We start from the raw sequence: 20,230 nt of genomic DNA on the forward strand, positions 1-20,230 counted from the left end.
TGCGGCTCGCGTGGGGGTGCTTCTTCGGAAATCCAGGTGGGGGATCGCAAAGTCCATGGCCCCGGGGCCCGTTGAGGCGCTAGACCTCCGCCATGAGATCTCCCACGCGCTTCAGATCGGCGGCCGCGGCCGCGCTTCTGGGTCTTCTCGCGGTGTTCGCGGGGCCCGGTGGCGGGGCCGCGCAGGCCGCCGGCGAGTCCGCGACCACCGTCGGTGACGTCACCGGCTTCGACGCCGACGGGGCCGTCTACCGGCTCGCCGCGGGGAAGGCCGCGGCCCGCGTCAGTTTCGTTTCGGCGGACACCTTCCGGCTCGAACTGGCCCCCGACGGCACGTTCACCGACCCGGTCGGCAAGGACATCGTCCTGCCGCAGGGCGACCCGCCCCGCACCCGCTGGGCGGACAAGGGCGACCGCTACGAGCTCAGCACCTCCAAGGTGACGCTCCGCGCCTACAAGTCGCCGCTCCGCTTCGCCCTGTACCGCGCCGACGGCAGCCGCCTCTGGGCCGAGACCGAGGGCCTGTCCTGGACCAAGGACGCCACGACGCAGAGCCTGGCGCGCGGCGCCGACGAGCAGTTCTACGGCGCGGGGATGCAGAACGGCCGCGGCAACACCTCGCACCGCGGCAAGAAGGTCGAGGTGAGCGTCGACTACGACTGGGACGACGGCGGGCACCCCAACTCCGTGCCCTTCTACCTCTCCTCCCAGGGCTACGGCGTCTTCCGCAACACCTACGCGCCCAACACCTACGACTTCGCCGAACCGGTGACCGCCACCGCGAAGGAACAGCGTTTCGACGCCTACTACTTCGCCGGCCGCGGCGACGACGCGGCCAAGGACGTCATCGGGCAGTACACGAAGCTCACCGGCAAGCCCTTCCTGCCGCCGGTCTACGGCATGGAGATCGGTGACGCCGACTGCTACCTGCACAACGCCAACCGCGGCGAGCGCCACACCCTCGACTCCCTGAAGGTCGCCGACGGCTACGTCGAGAACGACATGCCCAACGGCTGGATGCTCGTCAACGACGGCTACGGCTGCGGCTACGAGAACCTCGCCGAGACGTCCAAGGGCCTGGCCGAACGCAAGATGAAGATGGGCCTGTGGACCGAGGACGGCCTGGAGAAGATCGCCGACCAGGTCAAGGCGGGCCAGCGCGTCGCCAAGCTCGACGTCGCCTGGGTCGGCGACGGCTACAAGAAGGCCCTCGACGGCTGCAAGGACGCCTACCGGGGCATCGAGGACAACAGTGACGCGCGCGGCTTCACCTGGGCCCCGGAGAGCTGGTCGGGCGCCCAGCGCTGCGGCGTGCAGTGGTCCGGCGACCAGAGCGGCAGCTGGGAGTACATCCGCTGGCAGATCCCGACGTACGCCGGGTCCACCATGTCCGGCATGGCGTACACCACCGGTGACGTCGACGGCATCTTCGGCGGCAGCCCCAAGACGTACGTACGCGATCTGCAGTGGAAGATGTTCCTGCCGGTCACGATGACGATGGACGGCTGGGCTGCCAGCGACAAGCAGCCCTTCCGCCAGGGCGAGCCGTACACCTCCATCAACCGCAGGTACCTGAAGCTGCACGAGTCGCTCCTGCCCTACCTGTACTCGTACGGCCACGAGGCGACGAAGACCGGGGTGGGCGCCGTCCGCCCGCTGGCCCTGGAGTACCCCCATGACCCCAAGGCCGCGACCGACGCCGCCAAGTACGAGTTCCTGACCGGCGAGGACTTCCTCGTCGCGCCCGTCTACCGGGACACCACCACCCGCGACGGCATCTACCTGCCCCAGGGCACCTGGACCGACTACTGGACCGGACGCACCTACCAGGGCCCGACCACCGTCGACGGCTACAGCGCACCCCTGGACACCCTGCCCCTGTTCGTGAAGGGCGGCGCCACCGTGCCCCGGTGGCCCGGCGGCATCCGCTCCCACGAGGACCGGAGGGCCGACTCCCCGCTGGCCTGGGACATCTACCCGCAGGGCACGTCCTCCTTCGAGCTGTACGAGGACGACGGTGTGACCCGCGAGCACCGTGCGGGGAAGTACGCCACGCAGCGCGCCGAGGTGCGGGCACCGCGCTCCGGGGCGGGCGACGTGCGCGTGCGGATCGGCGCGAGCAAGGGCTCCTTCGACGGCAAGCAGTCGGCGCGGCCCTACGCGTTCACCCTGCACACCGGGGACGCGCCGAGCCGGGTCGGGCTCGACGGGAAGCGGCTGCCGCGGCTCACCTCGAAGAGCGCGTACGAGAAGGCCGGGCAGGGCTGGTTCTACGACCGGGACGACCGGGGCGGCGTCGTGCGGGTGAAGACGCCCGCGCGGCGGACCGACCGCGCCTTCGAGCTGACGCTCGACGACACCAGCGCCGTCGGCGGCGCCCGGCCCGGCGCGACCGCGGCCGTGACCGCCCCCGCGGGCCAGGAGCTCGGCGCGGGCACGCCGGGCAAGGTCGCCGTCGACATCACGGCGGGCACCGAGGACGCCACCGGCGTCGACGTCGCGCTCGACGCGCCGAAGGGCTGGACCGTCGACCACGCGAAGGTCGGCCGGATCCCGGCGGGCACCACCCGCCGCGTCGAACTGGCCGTCACCCCGGCCAAGGGGGCCGACCCCGGCGAGCGGACGCTCGGCGCGCGCGCCCGCTACCGTTCGGCGGGCCAGGACCGCACCGCCACCGGCCGCCTCGCGCTCGGCGTGATGCCCGAGGCACCCGGCAAGGACACCTGGGCGAGCGACATGGTGTGGCTGAAGTCCACCAACGGCTACGGCCCCGCCGAACGCGACCGCAGCAACGGCGAGTCGGGCGCTGCCGACGGACACCCGCTCACCCTCGCGGGCACGACCTACGAGAAGGGGATCGGCACGCACGCCGACTCCGTCATCGAGGTCTATCCGGGCGGCCGCTGCACGAGGTTCACCGCGGACGTCGGCATCGACGACGAGATCAACGGCTACGGAGAGGTGGCCTTCTCGGTCGAGGCCGACGGCAGGACGCTGTGGACCTCGCCGAAGGTGACGGGCGCGTCGGCGACCGTCCCGGTCGACGTCGACGTGCGCGGCGCCCGGCACGTGGAGCTGAAGGCCACCGACACCAACGGCTCCAAGAGCGGGGACCACGCGGACTGGGCGGCGGCCCGGTTCAGTTGCGCCTGAGCGGGCCCCGGCAGGGAGCGGCGCCGGGCGGGGAGGTCTCTCCGCCCGGCGCCGCCGTCCGTTCACGCAGGGCGCTCGGCGCCCGCGCGGACCGTACGGACTACTTGGCGACCACGATGGCCAGCAGATAGTCCGGGTTGGCGCTGTCGTAGTACCCGATCACCTGCTGCCCGAAGGCGAAGGCCTCCTGGACCTCGTCGCGGGTCCGCGGGTCGGGATTGACGAACGCCCGCCAGTCCTCGTCCACTTGCAGGTACAGGATCGAGGCCTGGCCGGGGAGCGGCTGGACGACGTCCCAGAAGGCCGTCGCGATGTTGGACGCGAGCGCCCGGGTGGAGATCTCCGGCGCCTGCGCCTGCGGGATCTGCTGCTCCTGTCCTGCCTGCTGCTCCGGGCCGAACTGCTGGAGCAACTGCTGGAACGGCTGCTGCCGGCCCAGCTGCTGGAGCTGCTGCCGCAGGTGCGGCGGGAGATGCGGCTGCTGGCCTTGCTGGCCTTGCTGACTCTGTTGGCCGATGCCCGGTTGTCCGGCGCTCTGTTGGCCGAAGCCCGGCTGGCCCATGCCTTGCTGGCCCTGCTGTCCCATGCCCTGCTGTCCCTGCATGCCCTGTTGACCGGGCATGGTGTGCTGGGACTGCACGCCCTGCATGCCTTGCTGGGGGTCGTACGACTGTCCGTACGACTGGCCGTACGCCTGCTGGCCGAAGGGCTGTTGCTGGTACTGCTGCTGGCCCTGCATGCCCTGCTGGCCCTGCGTCTCCTGCGGGAGCTGCTGCGGCGGGGCCGTGCTCGGGCTCTGCTGCCGGCCCTGTTGCTGCGGGCCGCCGTACTGCTGTCCTTGGTGCCGGCCCAGCTGACTCATCTGCGGGGTGGTGTTCATGCGGGTGCCACCTTCCCTCAACGGTTGTGGTCCTTCAGCAGTGCTGGAGTGGTGCGACGGTGCGGGGTGTCCGGGGTGGCTCAGCCCGTGACGACCAGGCCGACGATCTCGTCGTCCGTGAACCAGACGCGCACGTCCGGCCGGCCCCCGGCGAAGGCGGCGTGCACCGCCTGCCGTGTCTCGGGCGAGGGGTGTTCGAGGGTGCGCCACCCGCCGGCCACGAACAGCCGCAGCCGCGGCGGAAGTTCGGGCGGGTAGGGGAGCAGCTCGTCCCAGTACCGCTCGGCCTGTCCCGAACCCACCGCCGACGGCAGCAGGTTCGTGACCGCCCCCTTGATGTCGGGGCGGTTGCCGATCCGCTGCGACGCGGGCCTGCCCGGCGCGTCCTGCTGCGGCGAGCCCGTCGCGCGCAGCACGTCACGGGCCTGGTCCGGGGTCATCGGCCGACGGCCCGCCGCCTTGAGCATGCCCTGCAACGCGGCCAGCGCGCCGACGACGATCGGCGACGCGGAGGACGTGCCGGAGAACGTGTCCGTGTACCAGGCGATCTCGTCGGAGCCGCCCTGCAGATCGCCGGGCCGGTCCCAGGCGCCGCCGGTCGTGGTGGTCTCGCGGCCCCATCCCTGGGCGTCCACCCGGGCGCCGTAGTTGGAGAACGCCAGGCGTGAGCGGTCCGGGCCGTGGTCGCGGCCGTGCGTGCCGGGCGGCGGTGCGCCCGCGCCGACCAGGACCGCGCCGGAGGAACGGTGGGCGGGGTTGAAGGGGTTGCGCCACGAGGACGGGAAGCCGTCCGGGCGCCGCTCGTAGACCGCGTCGTCCAGGGATTCGGCGCCGTTGCCCGCCGCGCCCACGACGAGGATGCCCTTCGCCGTGGCGTACCGCACCGCGGCGTAGTCGTCGGGCCACCACTCGATGGCGATGTAGCCACGCTGGTCGGCTCGTTCCTCGAAGTCGAACTGCGGGCCGGGGCGGTGCAGTTCGAGCAGGATGATGTCACCGGCGCCCAGCCGCTCGGCCGCCGCGTGGATGGTGGCGGCCGTGCCCAGCGGCTGGAAGGAGGCGACCGCCGTGACGGCCTGCGGCACGATGCCGGTGATGCCGAGGGTGTTGCGGTCGCCGCCGATGACGCCGATCACCGCGGTGCCGTGGTTGCGCCAGGACAGGTCCTCGATGGGCGTGCCGACGACGACGCCCGCGAGCTTCGCGGACAGGTCCTCGTGGCGCAGCTGCCAGGCGCCCTCGACGTCGATGACGGTGACGCCGTCGCCGGAGCCGCCGAGCCGCTGCCAGGCCCACCCGGCGTCGATGCCCTCGGGCGCCGGCTTCAAGTAGCCCTGCCTGCTGATGAAGTCGGGCGTGACGGGCATGCCCTCCTTGCGGCGCCCGGCGGTGTCGTCGAGGTCGTGGGGCCGGGCCGTCGAGGAGTCGAGGGAGGCCGGGACGGCGCCCGGCTTGACGTACGCCGTGTCGATGCCGGGCAGCGCCGCCATCCGCGCGCGCAGCTCCTCCGCGCGGTCGTCGCCGCCCCGGACGCGGTAGAAGAGCGCGAGGTCGGGCACGTCGTCCTCGCCCGCGGCGGGCGGCGCTGCGGCGCGCAGCCGCTCCTCGTTGCCGAACAGCGGCTCCAGGGAGAGCTGTTCGTCGGTGAGGAACATGTTCAGGGCGGACACGTCGGTGCCGGAGGCCGAGCGGACGTCCCGCTCCTCGGCGCGCAGCCGGGCCTCGGGCCGGGCGACGAGGATCAGCTCCTGCTCGGCTCCTTCGTACGCGAATCCCGTGGAATCGGGTCCCGGTCCGCCGGCTCCTGGGTCCCGTGCCGGGTCTGCCTGCTCGGTCATCGCTTCACCGCTCCCTTCCGTGCTTCGGGGGTGCCGTGCCGTGCGCTGGGGTCAGGTCTTCGGGGCACACCCTGCTACGGGCCGGGCGGCACGTCCACCCCCTTTCGCACCGCAGTGTTTGAAAGGAAGTTGAAGCGGGAACCCCGGGCAATTCGGCTGGAAGGCGATGTCACGCCCTCAACACGCCAAAGGTGTACGAGACGCCTGCGTGTGCTGGGGTGCGGGCGGCGTCCTGGGGCTGCGCGGTGGGACGGCACCGGGGATGCCGCAGGGGCAGGGCGGGGACACGTCAGTGGGGCGGCACCCTCGTGTGTGCCGCCCCACTGATGCGGGCCGGGCCTCGGTGGCCCGGGAGGTCGGGTCAGTCGTCCGAGGTGTCCGACGGCGTGTCGGAGGGGCCGGAGTCCTCGCTGCTCCCGGTGCCGTCGCCGCCGTCGTTGGTGCCGTTGTCGCTCTCGGCGGCCTGGCCGGGGCGCTGGGTCGGCTTCGGCTTCGGCGGCCGGGTGCGGTCGCTGGGGGTGTCCCGCAGGTACGCGGCCCCCTCGCCGCCGTCCCTGCGCCGCAGATAGCGCTCGAACTCGCGGGCGATGGCCTCGCCCGACGCCTCGGGGAGCTCGGCGGTGTCCCGGGCCTCCTCCAGCGACTGGACGTACTCCGCGACCTCGCTGTCCTCGGCCGCGAGCTGGTCCACGCCCACCTGCCAGGCGCGCGCGTCCTCGGCCAGCTCGCCCAGCGGGATCCGCAGGTCGATCAGGTCCTCCAGGCGGTTCAGGAGGGCCAGCGTGGCCTTGGGGTTGGGCGGCTGCGAGACGTAGTGCGGGACGGCCGCCCAGAGGCTGACGGCGGGGACGCCCGCGTGCGTGCACGCCTCCTGGAGGATGCCGACGATGCCCGTGGGGCCCTCGTACTTGGTCTCCTCCAGATCCATCGTGCGCGCCAGGTCGGGGTCGGACGTCACGCCGCTGACCGGGACGGGGCGGGTGTGCGGGGTGTCGCCGAGCAGCGCCCCCATGATCACCACCAACTCCACGCCCAGCTCGTGCGCGAAGCCCAGGATCTCGTTGCAGAACGACCGCCAGCGCATGGACGGCTCGATGCCCCGCACCAGGACCAGGTCGCGCGGCTTGTCGCCGCCGACGCGGACCACCGAGAGCCGGGTCGTCGGCCAGGTGATCTTGCGCACCCCGCCGTCGAGCCACACCGTCGGGCGGTTCACCTGGAAGTCGTAGTAGTCCTCGGCGTCCAGCGCCGCGAACACCTCGCCCTTCCACTCCTTGTCGAGATGCGCGACCGCGGTGGAGGCGGCGTCGCCGGCGTCGTTCCAGCCCTCGAACGCGGCCACCATGACCGGGTCGACCAGCTCGGGTACCCCCTCGAGCTCGATCACCCAGGCCTCCTTCCGACGTTCCCTTGCGTACGCCCCAACCTTACGGCGTCGGCAGGGTCCGTCCGCAGCCCCCTTGCGTGGGGGAGTGCGTGATCACTGCCCACGTCAGGGCCCGGGAAACGGCGGGTTCGCGCCGGGCGGAGCGAGGTGTTCACCCAGCGCAGCCGGACGGTCTCACAGCGTCGTGCGCAGCCACTGCTCGACGCTCGCGATGTGCACGGTCGCCCATGACCTGGCCGCCTCGGCGTCACGGGCGCGCAGCGCGGTGAGGATCGCCCGGTGCTCGTGCAGGGTGCGGCTGACCGCGTCCTCCTGGGTGAGGCCGCGCCAGACGCGGGCCCGGGTGGTGGGTCCGGAGAGGCCGTCGAGCAGGGAGCACAGGACGGAGTTCCCGGCCGACTGGACGATCCCGCGGTGGAACTCCAGATCGCTGGCGACCAGCTCCTCCACCGAGGGCTCGGCGCCCAGGGCGTCCAACTGCTCGCTCAGGGCGTCCAGTTCGGCGTCCGAGATGTGGGCGCAGGCCATCGCCGTGGCGGCCGGTTCCAGGATGCGGCGCACCGCGAGGAACTCCAGGACCGTGTCGTCGCGGTGGAAGTCGACGACGAAACTGAGCGCCTCCAGGAGGAGTTGCGGGTCCAGGCTGGTCACGTACGTGCCGTCGCCCTGGCGCACGTCGAGGATGCGGATGAGTGCGAGGGCGCGCACCGCCTCGCGCAGCGAGTTGCGCGAAAGGCCCAGTTCGGCGGCGAGTTCGCTCTCCTTCGGCAGCCGGTCGCCGGGGCGCAGCGCGCCTGAGACGATCATGCCCTTGATCTTCTCGATGGCCTCGTCGGTGACAGCCATGGGGACCTCGCCTCAACAGTCAAAAGAGTCAAAAAGACATCCGATGTATCAGGCGATTATGGACCGGTGCGCGGCTGCCCCGCAGGTAGTGCGGGGAACCGCCCATCATTCTTCGGGGACAGGCGCGTCATCCCCGGCTACCCGGCAGCCGAAGCGGCGACGGCCGGTCAGCCGAAGCGGCGACGGCCGGTCAGCCGAAGCGTTCGATCCGGATGCGGTCCACCGGCTGGCCGCCGTCGACGAGCAGTCGCGAGGCGTGCTCGGCGAATCCGTTGGACCCGCAGATGTACGCCTCCCAGCCGCCGTCGGGCCGTCCCGCGGGGTCGAGGAAGGGCGCCAGGTGGGCGGCGCCGAGCCGGCCCTCGGAGCGGGTGAGGACGACGGTGGTCTCGTCCGCGTACTCGCGCGCGTAGATCAGGTCCTCGGGCGTGCGTGCCGAGACGATCAGGCGCAGCGGCAGGTCGAGCCCCGCGAGGCGGTGGTGGCGCACCATCGACATCAGCGGCACCACGCCCGAGCCCGCCCCGAGCAGCAGCGCGGGACGGTCGCCCGGCCACGCGAAGAAGCCGGACAGCGGCCCGCGCACCTCGACCGTGTCGCCGACGCGCGCCACGGCGTGCAGGTGCCCCGACACCTCGCCGCCCGGCACGTGGTCGAGGGTCAGTTCGATCTCGCCGCTGCCGTCGGGCGCGGAGGCGATCGAGTAGTGCCGCTGGGCGACGTAGCCGTCCTCGGCGGTGAGCCGCAGCATCAGGTGCTGGCCCGGCAGGTGCCCCTGCCACTCGGGCACCTTCAGCCGGAACGTCGAGGCGGCCGGGGTCTCCCTGCGGATCTCCAGGACGGTCGCGCGCTGCCACACGGCGGCGGCGCGGTTGCTCACCGCGATGCGGCCGGGCACGGCGAACGCCGTCGGCGGCACGAAGCCGCCCGCGGCCCGTGCGGGGGCGGAGGCAGGGGTGGGGGTCTCAGTCACCGGCGTAACGCTCCTCGGCCCACGGGTCGCCCCGGTGGTGGTAGCCGTTCTGCTCCCAGAAGCCCGGCTCGTCGCGGTCGGTCAGGCGCAGCCCCGCGACCCACTTGGCGCTCTTCCAGAAGTACAGGTGGGGGACGATCAGCCGGGCCGGGCCGCCGTGCTCGGCGGGCAGCGGCTCGTCGCCGTACTCCCAGACGATCCACGCCCTGCCGCCGGTCACGTCGGCCAGCGGGAGGTTCGTGGTGTAGCCGGTGTGGGAGTACGCGATGACGTGCGTCGCCGTGTCCAGCGGGCGGGCGGCGGCCAGGAAGGTGTCCAGGCTCACCCCGCCGAAGCGCACCCCGAACTTGGACCAGCTCGTCACGCAGTGGATGTCGCCCCGGTACTCGGCGGCGGGCAGCGCGTGTGCCTCGTCCCAGTTCCAGGTGCGCGGGGCCGCGACCAGGCCGTCGACGCGGAACGTCCAGTCGGCCGCCGCGAGGCGCGGGGTCACCTCCGCGGACAGCACGGGCCAGCCGTCGCCCGCGTCGTACTGTCCGGGAGGCAGCCGCGGGTCGCGGTCGGCGGCGCGGGCGCGGCCGGTGAAGCCGCGGGTCGGTTCGTGGGCGGTGCCCGGTTCGTACGCGGTGTCCGGTCCGTGCGCGGTGCTCGGTTCGTACGCGGTGTTCGGGGTCGTGTCGGTGCTCTGGGTCATACGGTGTTCGCCTTTTCGTGGGCCGTCGCCGCGCTGCTCAGCTCCCGCAGGACGGCCTGCTCGTCGAGGGTGAGCAGGGCCCGGTCGCGCATCAGGACGCGGCCGTCGACCACGGTGTCCCGGACGTCGGCGGCCGCAGCCGCGTACGCGAGGGTGGACCACGGGTCGTGCCGGGGCGTGAGGTGCGGCGCCGCCAGATCGAGGACGATCAGGTCCGCGCGCTTGCCCGCCTCCAGCGAGCCCAGCTGGTCGCCGAGGCCGAGCGCACGCGCCGATTCGATGGTAGCCATCCGCACGGCCTGCTCGGCGCCGACCGCAGTGGGGTCGCCGCCCGCCTTGTGCACGAGGGCCGCGACCTTGACCGCGCCCAGCAGGTCCAGTGTGTTGGAGCTCACAGCGCCGTCCGTGCCGAGGCCGACGGTGACGCCCGCGTCGAGCAGGTCGGGCACCCGGGCGATGCCGCAGCCCAGCTTCAGGTTCGACACCGGGCAGTGGGCGACGGACGTGCCCGTGCGGGCCAGCGTCGCGATCTCCGCGTCGGTCAGGTCGACGGCGTGCGCGAGCAGCGTGTCGGGGCCGAGGACGCCGAGCGCGTCGAGGAGCTCGACCGGACGCATGCCGTGCTGCTCGGTGACCATGGCCACCTCGCCCGCGTTCTCGGCCGCGTGGATGTGCAGCAGCGCGCCGTGCTCCCTGGCGAGCGCGGTGATCGCCGTGAGCTGCTCGGGGACCAGGGTGTACGCGGAGTGCGCGAAGAGGACGGGGCGGCCGCCCGGCACCGGCGTACGGCCCTTGAGGTCGTCCGCCGCCCAGCCGAGCCGCTCCGCGTAGGGGCGGCCGTCCGGCGGTTCCGGCACGTCCATGAAGGTCGGCCCGGTCAGCAGCCGCCACCCGGCCGCACGGGCCGCGGCCTCGGCGGCCTCGTGGAACCAGTACATGTCCAGGGCCGTGGTGACCCCGCCGCGCACCGACTCGGCGATGGCGCCCCGGAGCCCGGCCGACACCGTCTCCGGGGAGAGCAGCGCGGCCTCGCGGGGGATGACGCGGGCCAGGAAGCCCTGCAGCGTGAGGTCGTCGGCGATGCCCCGCAGCAGCGTCATCGCGAGGTGGGTGTGCGTGTTGATCAGGCCCGGCAGCACGAGGCAGCCGCGCGCGTCGATCTCCTCGGCCGCCTCGTACGCGTCGCGCAGCCGGTCGGCGGGCCCCACCTCCACGACGCGGCCCCCGCGCACGGCGACGGCGCCGTCCGGCACGACGGTGCCCGCCGCGTCGACGGTCAGCACCTCGCCGCCGTGCACCAGCAGGTCTATGGCGCCGCCGCGGTCCTGGGCCGGCAGGTCAGTGGGGTGCATCGGTTCCGTTCTCCCTGGTCGCCATGGTTCTCGTGGGGTGTCCACGGTCGTCCTGCGTGCGGTCAGCGCTCGGTGGAGGCCAGCAGGCGCAGCGCGTCCAAGGCTATCCGGGCGCCCCGGTCGACCCCTTCGGCGACCACGTTCCGGTGCGGGTCGTAGCCGCCGGTCGCCTCCTCGTCGACCAGCTCGTCGGCGTTCGCGCCGTCCACGACCAGCGCGCCGCCGGCCGTCAGGCCGTGCGTGGCGGCGAAGACGAGCAGCGCCGAGAGCTCCATCTCGATCGCGGCGATCCCGGCGGCCGCGTACGCCTCGCCGGGCAGCGGCAGGAAGCCCGGCTGGAAGGCGGCCCGCGTCCACACCACACCGCGGTGGTACGGCGCGCTGGCCGCCCGCGCCGCGCGCTGCAGCGCGAGCACCGCCTCGGGGGCCGAGAAGGCCGGGTACTCGGCGGGGATCAGCTGCTGGGTGACGCCGTCGTCGCGCACCGCCGCGTCCGCGACGACCAGGTCGCCGTCGCGGATGCCGGGGCGGATCGCGCCCGCCGTGCCGAGCCGCAGGAACGTGTGGACGCCCGCCTCGGCGAGCTCCTGGAAGAGGAGGATCGCGCCGGGTGCGCCGACGCCGTGCGAGGCGACGACGACGGGCGTGCCCTGCCAGCTGCCGGTGAACGTCCGGTATTCGCGGTGGTACGACACCTCCTCGGCGTCGGTCAGCAGGTCGGCGACGGCCGCCGCCCGGCCCGGGTCGCCGACGACGACCGCCTGCGGGGGCAGTCCGGTGCGGGGGACGCGGGTGATGGGCAGCGCGTCGGAGAGCGACGTCATGATCAGGCTCCTACCAGGGGCGTGGACGGGGGCGCGGGTGCGGCCGGGGGAGGGGACGAGGGCGTGGACGGGGGCGACGGCCTGCGGCGGCGCCTGCGCCGGGCGGTGGAGACGAAGAGGGCGACCAGGGTCACCACGTAGGGGGCGGCGTCGGTCGCCTGCTGCGGCAGGCCGTTGCCCTGCAGCCGGAAACCGACCGCCTCCGCGACGCCGAACAGCAGCCCGGCGAGCAGCACCCCGAGCGGCAGCGCCCGGCCGAGCATCACGGCGACCACGGCGATCCAGCCGCGCCCCGCCGTCATGTTCTCCGAGAACAGCGTGACGTTGCCGAGGGCGAGCTGGGCGCCCGCGAGACCGCAGAGCAGCCCGCCCGTGAGCACGGCGGCGTACTGGTACCTGGCCGGGCTCACCCCGAGCGTCGCCGCCGCGTCGGGCGCCTCGCCGACCCCGCGCAGCCGCAGCCCCCACGGGTGACGCGCGAGGAACACCGCCGCGACGGCGACCGCGGCCCACGACACGTACACGAGCGGCGAGTGCCCGGACAGCACAGGCCCGACGAACGGGACCGCGGCCAGGCCCGGCAGGTCGACACCGCCCAGGCCCGCGAGATCCGGGTCGGAGAAGGTGCCCTGCACGCCGAAGACGGTGCGCAGCAGGAACCCGGTCAGGCCCACCGCGAGGAGGTTGAGCGCAACGCCGAGGACGACGGCGTCTCCTCGCAGGCTGATGGTCCCCACGGCGAGGATCATCGCGTACGCGGCGGAGGACAGGGCCGCGAACAGGACACCGAGCCAGGCGCTGCCGGTGAACCAGCTGCCCGCGACCGCGCTGAAGCAGCCGATGAGCATCATGCCTTCGAGGCCGACGTTGAACACGCCGGCCCGCTCGCACACCGCGCCGCCGAGCGCGGCGAGCAGGATCGGGGTCAGGGCGAGGAGCGCGGAGTGGAACAGCGCGGAGTCGACGGACATCAGAGGTCCCCCTCGGTACGGACGGACTGCTCGGCATGCACGGCCGGTGCCCGCACCGCGACCGGCGCCGTCGGCGTGGCCTTCCCGGCGCGCCGCCATACGAGCCGGAGGCGCGCGGCCAGGAAGACGATGACGACGGCCTGGAGCACCTGGGTGAGCTCGCGCGGCACCTCCGTGGTCCGCTCCATGGCGAGCCCGCCCACGTCGAGCGCGGCGAAGAAGAGCGCGGCGAGCGCGGTGCCGACGGGCGCGGCGGAGGCGAGGAGCGCCGCCGTCAGACCGGTCCAGGTGTGCCCGGCGGCGGTCAGCGACCCGTCGATGAAGCGGTACGGGAAGCTCAGCACCCCGATCGCGCCGACCAGCCCGGCGACGGCGCCGGACAGCGCCATCAGCCGCAGCGTCAGGCGCGGCCGGTCGACGCCCGCGTACGCCGCGAAGCGGGGGTTGAGCCCCGTCATGCGGATCTCGTAGCCGGTGGCGGTGCGGGCGTCCGCGAAGACGAAGACGGCCGCGGCGGCCACGACCAGCAGCAGGCCCACGGTGACCGTCGACGTGCCGAAGGCGGGCAGCTCCACCCCCTCCGGGAGCCGCCGTGTCTGCGGCAGGCTCGACCCGTCCTCCTTGAGCGGGAAGCGTGCGAGGTAGGAGGCGAAGGACATCGCCGGGTAGCTCAGCAGCAGGCTGCTCACCAGCAGGGGCACGCCGAACCGGTTCTGGCACACGGCGGCGAGCGCGGCGTATCCGGCGCCCGCCGCCATCCCGGCGAGCAGCGCGGCGACGACGGCGAGCGGCGCGGGCAGCGGGACGTACAGGCCGGTGGCCGCGGCGGCGATCCCGCCGAGCACCAACTGCCCGTCCCCGCCCAGGTTCAACAGGCCCGCCCGCATCGGCACGGCGAGCGCGACGGCGAGGCCCAGGATGCTGGTCCCGGTGGTCAGCGTGGACCCGATCCCGTCGGGCCCGAGCGCGCCGCCGATTACGGAGCCGTAGGCGCCGAGCGGGTCGGCGCCGGTCCCGACGAGGAACAGTGCCCCGACGAGCACGGCGGCGACGACGGAGTGCAGGGCGGGCGACCGCAGCACCCGCCCCACCGGCGAGCGCCCGTCGGACAGACTCTGGACAGCCATGTCAGGGTGCCTCCTCGGCGACCGGAGCGGGGACGGGGGCGGGGACGGGAGCGGGCGCCTGCGCCGGATCCGGATTCGGCGGGTGCGGCGGGTGCGCGCCCGCCATCGCCAGGCCCAGACTGTGCTCGTCCGCCTGCTCCCGCGTGAACTCGGCGGCGACGGCGCCCTCGTACATCACGAGGACGCGGTCCGACAGGCCGCGGATCTCGCTCAGTTCGGCCGAGACGAGCAGGACCGCGTGGCCCGCGTCGCGGTGCGCGATCAGGTGGTCGTGGATCGTCTGGACGGCGCCGATGTCGACCCCGCGGGTCGGCTGCTCGACGATCAACAGGGGTGCCTCGTGGGCCAGTTCGCGGCCGATGACGAGCTTCTGCAGGTTGCCGCCGGACAGCGAGCCCGCCGGGTGCCCGGCCGAGGCCGCCTTGATGCCGAAGCGCTCGACGAGGTCGCGCGCGTGCTCGCGGAGCCAGCCGGGCCGCAGCAGGCCGTGGCCGCGGTGGTGCCCCATGGCGAGGTTCTCCGCGACCGTCGCGGCCGGGGCCGTGCCGACCGCCGTCCGGTCCTCGGGGACGTAGGCGAGCCCCGCCGCGCGCCGTCCGGCCGCCGACGCGCGGCCGATGTCCTGTCCGGCGAGCGTGACCCGGCCCGCGGTGGCGGGACGCAACCCCGCGACGGCCTCGGCCAGTTCGGACTGGCCGTTGCCCGCGACGCCCGCGATGCCGACGATCTCCCCGGCCCGGACGGTCAGCGACACGTCGCGCACCCCGTCCGCGACCAGATGTTCCACGGTCAGGACCGGACCGCCCGGCGAGCCCGCCGGATGGATCCGGTCCAGCTCCACCGCGCGGCCCGTCATGGCCGCCGCGATGCCGTCCGCGCTGGTGTCGGCGGTGCGCAGGCGGGCCGCGACCCGCCCGTCGCGCAGCACGGTCACCGCGTCGCTGCCCTCCATGACCTCACGCAGCTTGTGCGTGACCAGCAGCACCGTGCGGCCCTCGTCCGCGAGCGAGCGCAGCACCCCGAAGAGGGCGTCCGCCTCGGCGGGGGTGAGCACCGCGGTCGGCTCGTCGAGGATGAGCGTGCGGGCGCCCCGGTGGAGCAGCTTGAGGATCTCCACGCGCTGGCGCACGCCCACCGGCAGGTCGCCGACCTTCGCCGCCGGGTCGACGGCCAGCCCGTGCTCCGCGGCGAGCGCGGCCACCCGCCGCACCGCCGCCGCCCGGTCCGTGAGACCGAAGCGGCGCGGTTCGGCGGCGTACACGACGTTCTCGGCGACCGTGAAGGACGGGAACAGCTTGAAGCTCTGGTGCACCATGCCAAGGCCCGCGGCGATCGCCTCGCTCGGGCTCGCGAAGGACACCTCGCGCCCATCGAGCAGGATCTGCCCGGCGTCCGGCCGCAGCAGCCCGTACAGGACGGACATCAGCGTCGACTTGCCCGCGCCGTTCTCACCCATCAGGGCGTGGATCTCGCCGCGCCGCACGGTCAGGTCGACCCGGTCGTTGGCCAGGGTGCCGGGGAGCGCCTTGGTGATGCCGCGCAGTTCGACGGCGGGGGCGGACCCCGCCGCCGTGTCAGGCCGCGGGGTCATCGACGGTCAGCTTTCCGGCCGCGATGTCGTCCCGCAGCTTCTTCACGCGCTTCAGGACGTCCGCGTGGGCGGGCTCGGCGATCACGCACTTCGAGTCGGCGAGCCCCGGCTCCAGGCCGGTCAGCGACATGCCGCCCTCCTTGAGGCCGTACGAGACGGTGGTGCCGCCCTTGCCGTCCAGGATCTGCCCGATGCCCTTCTCCACGGCCACGTCGGTCTTCTTCAGGACGTTGTCGACGACGACACCGGGGCTGGTCAGGCACTGGTTGGCGTCCACGCCGTAGGCCCGGAAGTCCTTGGCCTCCGCGGCCTGGAAGACACCCGTGTTGCCGGCGGCCGCGGCGGCCATCACCTGGTCGGCGCCGCCCGATGCGAGGGTCGCCGCCTGGTCCTTGGCGCGCGCCGCGTCGTTGAACGGCGACTGGCCGCCCACGAACAGCGTCCGCGCACCGACGCCCGGCCGCACCTTCTTCGCACCGGCCGCGAAGGGTTCGCTGTAGCGGCGGAACTGCGGGGTGTCGAGCACGTCGACGGACCCGACCTTCTTGCTCCTGGTCAGCAGACCCGCCTCGGCGCCCGCCAGGTAGACCGCCTCGTGCTCCCGGAAGACGGCGCAGGTGACGTTCTTGTACGTCTTCTTGGTGCACGCGTCGACCAGCAGGAACTGCTGCTTGGGGTGGGCCTCGGCCTGCTGCGCCACGATGTCCGCGAACTCGAAGCCGACCAGCGCGACGACGTCGGGCGCGGCGTCCACCGCCGAGGCGACGTTCTGCTGGCGCGAGTCGGTGTCGCTGCTCTGGAAGACCTTCTGCGCACCGCCGTGTGCCTTCGCCGCGGCCTTGACGCCGGACACGGCCAGCTTGAGGAACTCGTTCTGGGCGACGGGGTCGGGCGTGACGAGGGTGAACGCCGTGCCGCCGCCCCCACCGCCCGAATCGCCGTCCTTGGCCGCCGCGTTGCAGCCGGTGGCGAGCAGGACGGCGCCGACGGTCGCGGCGGTGAGTCTCAGGGACGTGCGCGTGCGCGGAGACAGCAGGGACATGGCATCGCCTTCATGGAGGTGCCCGGGGGCCGGGCGGTGACAGGAGAGGTCGTACGTGCTGAAACGGTGTCGCTCAGCAGGAACAGCGGCGACAGCGGCACATTCGGCGGCCGCAGGACACGGCGGGGCAGCACATCGCGCCGGTTTTCGCGGCCATGGCTGTCCTCCTCGCACCGTGGATCGGATCGATCTGTCCTGGGTGGCGGCGAGGGTAACACCGGATTTCGGACAGCCGCACGAACGTCTCGAAATGTGGTTCGAGCACGTCAGGTACGGTGACGTCACCCCTCCTCCCATGGCCGGTATCGCCCCATTTCATTCGGAGTTGAGCTCATGAACAGCCAGGAACTGCGCGCCGTGACCTGGACGGCGGCCGTGGAGGACGGCGCCCCGTCGCTCTCCCTCATCGACCAGACGGCACTCCCGCACACCCTGGAGCGCCTCGACGTCACGACGGTCGACGGCGTGGTCGACGCGATCGTCCGCCTCGTCGTGCGCGGCGCCCCCGCGATCGGCGCGGCCGGTGCGTACGGGGTCGCGATCGCCCTCGCCCAGGCCGGGCGCGAGGGCTGGGACCGGGACCGCCTGGACGCCGAGATCGCCCGCGTCCGCGAGGCCAGGCCCACCGCGGTCAACCTCATGGTGTGCGTCGACCGGGTGCGGCCCTTCGCCGACCGGGGCATCGACGCGGTCCTCGCCGAGGCCGACGCGATCGTCCGCGAGGACCTCGCGGCCAACCACGCGATGGGCGCGTACGGCGCCGACTGGCTGCTGCGCCGCGTCGCCCCCGGATCGGACCGCCCGCTGCGCATCCTCACCCACTGCAACACCGGCGCCCTCGCCACGGCGGGCTGGGGCACGGCGCTCGGCGTCATCCGCGAACTGCACGCCCGGGGACGCCTGGAGACGGTGTACGCCGACGAGACCCGCCCGCTGCTCCAGGGCGCCCGCCTGACGGCCTGGGAACTCGCCCAGGAGGGCATACCGCACTACGTCCAGGCCGACGGCGCGGCCGCGGGCACGATCCTGCGCGGCGAGGTCGACGCGGCGATCGTCGGCGCGGACCGCATCGCGGCCAACGGCGACACGGCGAACAAGGTCGGCACGGTCGGCGTCGCCCTGGCCTGCGCGCACGCGGGCATCCCCTTCATGGTGGCGGCCCCGACGACCACGGTCGACCTGGCGACACCCTCCGGCGACGCGATCCACATCGAACTCCGCAGCGAGGACGAGATCCTGGAGTGGGCGGGCCTCCGCACGACCCCGAAGACCTCCCGGGGCCACAACCCCGCCTTCGACGTCACCCCCGGCTCCCTGGTCACGGCACTGGTGACGGAGCGGGGCGTCCTGGAGGTGTCCAAGGGAGAGCTCCCGGAAGCCATGGCGGGCGCCCCCGCGGCCTGAGGTCGGGCGGAACTCGGCCCGTCCGGCGTTCGGGGACGAACCCGACGCAGCCCGTGACGGGCCGAGCCCCGCCCGCCGGAGTCGGAGCACTCGGGACGGGAAGGGGAGGGGTGGGAAGGGGAGGGGTGGGAAGGGAAGGGGCGGGTCGGCAGCGGGGTACGAACCGCCGGAGGCAGGACCTCAGCCCCGCGACCGTTCCAACTCCAACTCCAGGAGCCACTCCACGACTTCCGCCCGGTGCCGCGCCTCGCGGGGATCCGCCCCCCACACGTAGATCCCGTGCCCCGCCACGACCACGGCCGGCATCCCCGGCCGGAGCGCCGCCTCGAGCCGATCCCCGAGCACCGCCATGTCCTGGCTGTTCTCGATCACCGGCAGCGTCACCGCGACCTCGTGCGTCGCGTGCCCGAGCCCCTTCAGCATCTCCAGGTTCTCGAAGGGAATCCCGGCGGGCGACCGCTGCCCCATCACCACGGAGGCCACCGTGTGGACGTGCACCACCGCACCCGCCCCGGTGAGCCGCACCACGCGCGCGTGCAGCGCCGCCTCCGCCGAGGGCCGCCCCGGCCCGGCCGCCGCACCCTGACCGTCCGTCAGCACCACGTCGGACGGGGTGAGTTCCCCCTTGTCACGGCCGCTCGCCGTGACGGCGAGCCGCAGCGGATCCCGCGAGAGGACCAGCGACAGGTTCCCGGACGTGCCCCGCATCCAGCCGAACGAGGCGAACCGCGCGGCCTCCGCGGCGAGCACGGCCCCCGCCTCCGCCAGATCCGGTTGCGCGATGGTGGTCTCGGTCATGAACTGCTCCTAGCGGCAAGGGTGATCTCGGAGAAGGCCGAGGCCTGCGGGTGGTCGCCGAAGTCGGCGTCGGCGTACGGCTCCCCGGCCCGGCGCACGCCGACCGCCCCCAGACCCGCGGCCCGCGCCGCGTCGAGCTCGCCGGGGCGGTCGGAGAGGAAGAGCAGCCGTCCGGGGGCGACCCCGGTGGACGCGGCGATCGTCCGGTAGGAGTCGGCGTCCTGCTTGGGCCCCGCGTTCTCGGTGTCGTGGAGACCGCTGACGAGCCCCAGCAGGTCGCCCTCGGGGGAGTGCGCGAACCACGCCCGCTGCGCTGCCACCGAGCCGGACGAGTAGACGAACAGCCGCACCCCGTCCGCGTGCCAGCGCCGCAGCACCGGGATGACGTCCGGGTAGAAGTGCGAGACGAGGTCGCCGCGCGCGAAGCCCTCCGCCCACAGAATGCCCTGGAGCGTCTTCAGCGGCGTCGCCTTGCGGTCGGCGTCGACCCACTCGCCCAGGACCTTCTCCACCCGCGCGGCGTCCGCGCCGGGTTCGCCGATCTCTTCCCGTACCTGCGCGACGGCGCGCGCCACCTCGGGCTCCTCGCCCCGCGCGGCGAGCAGTTCGCCGAACCGCTCGCGGGCGTACGGGTACAGCACGTCCACGACGAAGCCCGTGGCGCTCGTGGTGCCCTCGATGTCGAGCACCACCGCGTCCACGTCGTGCGCCCCGGTCCGGTGGAGCTCACTCACGCGGCGTACCCCGCGTGGATCGTGTCGAAGTCGGGGAAGCGGTCCGCGATCGGGCTGCCGGTGAAGGAGCCGATCCAGCCGTCCTCCTCGTGGAAGAAGCGGATCGCCGTGAAGGCGGGGGACGTCCCCATGTCGAACCAGTGGGTGGTACCGCGCGGCACGCCGAGCAGGTCGCCCTTCTCGCAGTACACGGCGTGCACCTCGCCGCCCACGTGGAGGTAGAAGATGCCGGCGCCCGCGACGAAGAACCGCACCTCGTCATCGTCGTCGTGGGTGTGCTCGGCGAGGAACTTCTGCCGGGCCGCCTTCGCCTTGTCGGGCCAGCCGGGGTCGTCGCTGGGGTGCAGCGACACCACGTCGACGGTCTGAAAGCCCTCCTCGGAGTTCAGCCGGTCTATCTCCGCGCGGTAGGCGGCGAAGACCGTGTCGCTGTCGGCGTCGGCCGGCACGTCCGCGCACACCGGCCACTGCTCGTAGCGCACGCCGATCGGAGCGAGCGCGGCGGCGATCTCGACCGGGTCCGACGTGCGGCGCACGACGGTCTCGGGGCCGGTCTCCGGCCAGGTCGTCAGCAGGGTCATGGATCACTCCAGGGCAGGTCAGGGGTGTTCTTCGGA

General features: G+C 73.5%; 17 protein-coding genes. 2 read left to right on the forward strand and 15 right to left on the reverse strand.

The window, feature by feature from the left end; translation table 11 throughout:
* Positions 1–92: 92 nt before the first annotated feature.
* A complete protein-coding gene (locus ACFYXE_RS36775; RefSeq protein ID WP_389320455.1) occupies positions 93–3,152 on the forward strand; it encodes an NPCBM/NEW2 domain-containing protein in 3,060 nt (1,019 codons plus the stop codon).
* A gap of 100 nt (positions 3,153–3,252) precedes the next feature.
* On the opposite strand, the gene ACFYXE_RS36780 is transcribed toward ACFYXE_RS36775, so the two are convergent.
* The 12 genes from ACFYXE_RS36780 to ACFYXE_RS36835 all read right to left on the reverse strand — a co-directional run bounded on the left by ACFYXE_RS36780 (position 3,253) and on the right by ACFYXE_RS36835 (position 16,677).
* Positions 3,253–4,032 carry a hypothetical protein gene (locus ACFYXE_RS36780; protein ID WP_389320458.1) on the reverse strand — a complete coding sequence of 260 codons (780 nt, stop codon included), beginning with the start codon at positions 4,030–4,032 and terminating at the stop codon, positions 3,253–3,255.
* 80 nt (positions 4,033–4,112) lie between these two features.
* On the reverse strand, positions 4,113–5,870 hold the full coding sequence (locus ACFYXE_RS36785) for a S8 family peptidase (RefSeq protein ID WP_389320461.1): 1,758 nt from the start codon (positions 5,868–5,870) through the stop codon (positions 4,113–4,115).
* A 361-nt stretch (positions 5,871–6,231) separates the two neighbouring features.
* Positions 6,232–7,257, reverse strand: a complete 1,026-nt coding sequence (locus ACFYXE_RS36790; protein ID WP_389320464.1) for a PAC2 family protein — start codon at positions 7,255–7,257, stop codon at positions 6,232–6,234.
* Positions 7,258–7,431: 174 nt separating this feature from the next.
* Positions 7,432–8,103: a FadR/GntR family transcriptional regulator gene (locus ACFYXE_RS36795; protein WP_389320467.1), complete on the reverse strand. Its 672-nt coding sequence runs from the start codon at positions 8,101–8,103 to the stop codon at positions 7,432–7,434.
* Between the two features lie 190 nt (positions 8,104–8,293).
* On the reverse strand, positions 8,294–9,076 hold the full coding sequence (locus tag ACFYXE_RS36800) for a ferredoxin reductase (protein WP_389320470.1): 783 nt from the start codon (positions 9,074–9,076) through the stop codon (positions 8,294–8,296).
* Positions 9,069–9,770 carry a sulfite oxidase-like oxidoreductase gene (locus ACFYXE_RS36805; RefSeq protein WP_389320473.1) on the reverse strand — a complete coding sequence of 234 codons (702 nt, stop codon included), beginning with the start codon at positions 9,768–9,770 and terminating at the stop codon, positions 9,069–9,071. Before ACFYXE_RS36805 ends, ACFYXE_RS36800 begins: the two co-directional genes overlap by 8 nt.
* Positions 9,767–11,122, reverse strand: a complete 1,356-nt coding sequence (locus ACFYXE_RS36810; protein ID WP_389320476.1) for an amidohydrolase — start codon at positions 11,120–11,122, stop codon at positions 9,767–9,769. Before ACFYXE_RS36810 ends, ACFYXE_RS36805 begins: the two co-directional genes overlap by 4 nt.
* A gap of 62 nt (positions 11,123–11,184) precedes the next feature.
* A complete protein-coding gene (locus ACFYXE_RS36815) occupies positions 11,185–11,946 on the reverse strand; it encodes a purine-nucleoside phosphorylase (protein WP_389320479.1) in 762 nt (253 codons plus the stop codon).
* Between the two features lie 2 nt (positions 11,947–11,948).
* Positions 11,949–12,917 carry an ABC transporter permease gene (locus tag ACFYXE_RS36820; protein ID WP_389320482.1) on the reverse strand — a complete coding sequence of 323 codons (969 nt, stop codon included), beginning with the start codon at positions 12,915–12,917 and terminating at the stop codon, positions 11,949–11,951.
* Positions 12,917–14,044, reverse strand: a complete 1,128-nt coding sequence (locus ACFYXE_RS36825; RefSeq protein WP_389320485.1) for an ABC transporter permease — start codon at positions 14,042–14,044, stop codon at positions 12,917–12,919. The genes ACFYXE_RS36820 and ACFYXE_RS36825 overlap by 1 nt, the downstream gene beginning before the upstream one ends.
* A 1-nt stretch (position 14,045) precedes the next feature.
* Positions 14,046–15,635, reverse strand: coding sequence for an ABC transporter ATP-binding protein (locus ACFYXE_RS36830; RefSeq protein WP_389320488.1), 1,590 nt, complete (start codon positions 15,633–15,635; stop codon positions 14,046–14,048).
* The gene (locus tag ACFYXE_RS36835) at positions 15,619–16,677 is read right to left on the reverse strand and encodes a BMP family ABC transporter substrate-binding protein (RefSeq protein ID WP_389320491.1); all 1,059 of its coding nucleotides are present in this window, start codon (positions 16,675–16,677) and stop codon (positions 15,619–15,621) included. Before ACFYXE_RS36835 ends, ACFYXE_RS36830 begins: the two co-directional genes overlap by 17 nt.
* A 333-nt stretch (positions 16,678–17,010) precedes the next feature.
* Here ACFYXE_RS36835 and mtnA point away from each other — a divergent pair, with 333 nt between their 5' ends.
* Entirely contained in the window at positions 17,011–18,081 is a 1,071-nt protein-coding gene (gene mtnA / locus ACFYXE_RS36840) for an S-methyl-5-thioribose-1-phosphate isomerase (RefSeq protein WP_389320494.1), read from the forward strand.
* Between the two features lie 180 nt (positions 18,082–18,261).
* Here mtnA and mtnB read toward each other — a convergent pair whose 3' ends face one another.
* Genes mtnB through ACFYXE_RS36855 form a run of 3 tightly spaced genes read right to left on the reverse strand, consistent with a single transcriptional unit; the run spans position 18,262 to position 20,194 of the window.
* Positions 18,262–18,879, reverse strand: a complete 618-nt coding sequence (mtnB, locus tag ACFYXE_RS36845; RefSeq protein ID WP_361180505.1) for a methylthioribulose 1-phosphate dehydratase — start codon at positions 18,877–18,879, stop codon at positions 18,262–18,264.
* Positions 18,876–19,613 (reverse strand): acireductone synthase, encoded by a 738-nt coding sequence (gene mtnC, locus ACFYXE_RS36850; protein WP_389320498.1) that lies wholly within the window; start codon positions 19,611–19,613, stop codon positions 18,876–18,878. Before mtnC ends, mtnB begins: the two co-directional genes overlap by 4 nt.
* Positions 19,610–20,194: an acireductone dioxygenase gene (locus tag ACFYXE_RS36855; protein WP_389320501.1), complete on the reverse strand. Its 585-nt coding sequence runs from the start codon at positions 20,192–20,194 to the stop codon at positions 19,610–19,612. Before ACFYXE_RS36855 ends, mtnC begins: the two co-directional genes overlap by 4 nt.
* Positions 20,195–20,230 lie beyond the last annotated feature (36 nt).

This window comes from Streptomyces sp. NPDC002564, from assembly GCF_042889645.1.
Classification (GTDB): domain Bacteria; phylum Actinomycetota; class Actinomycetes; order Streptomycetales; family Streptomycetaceae; genus Streptomyces.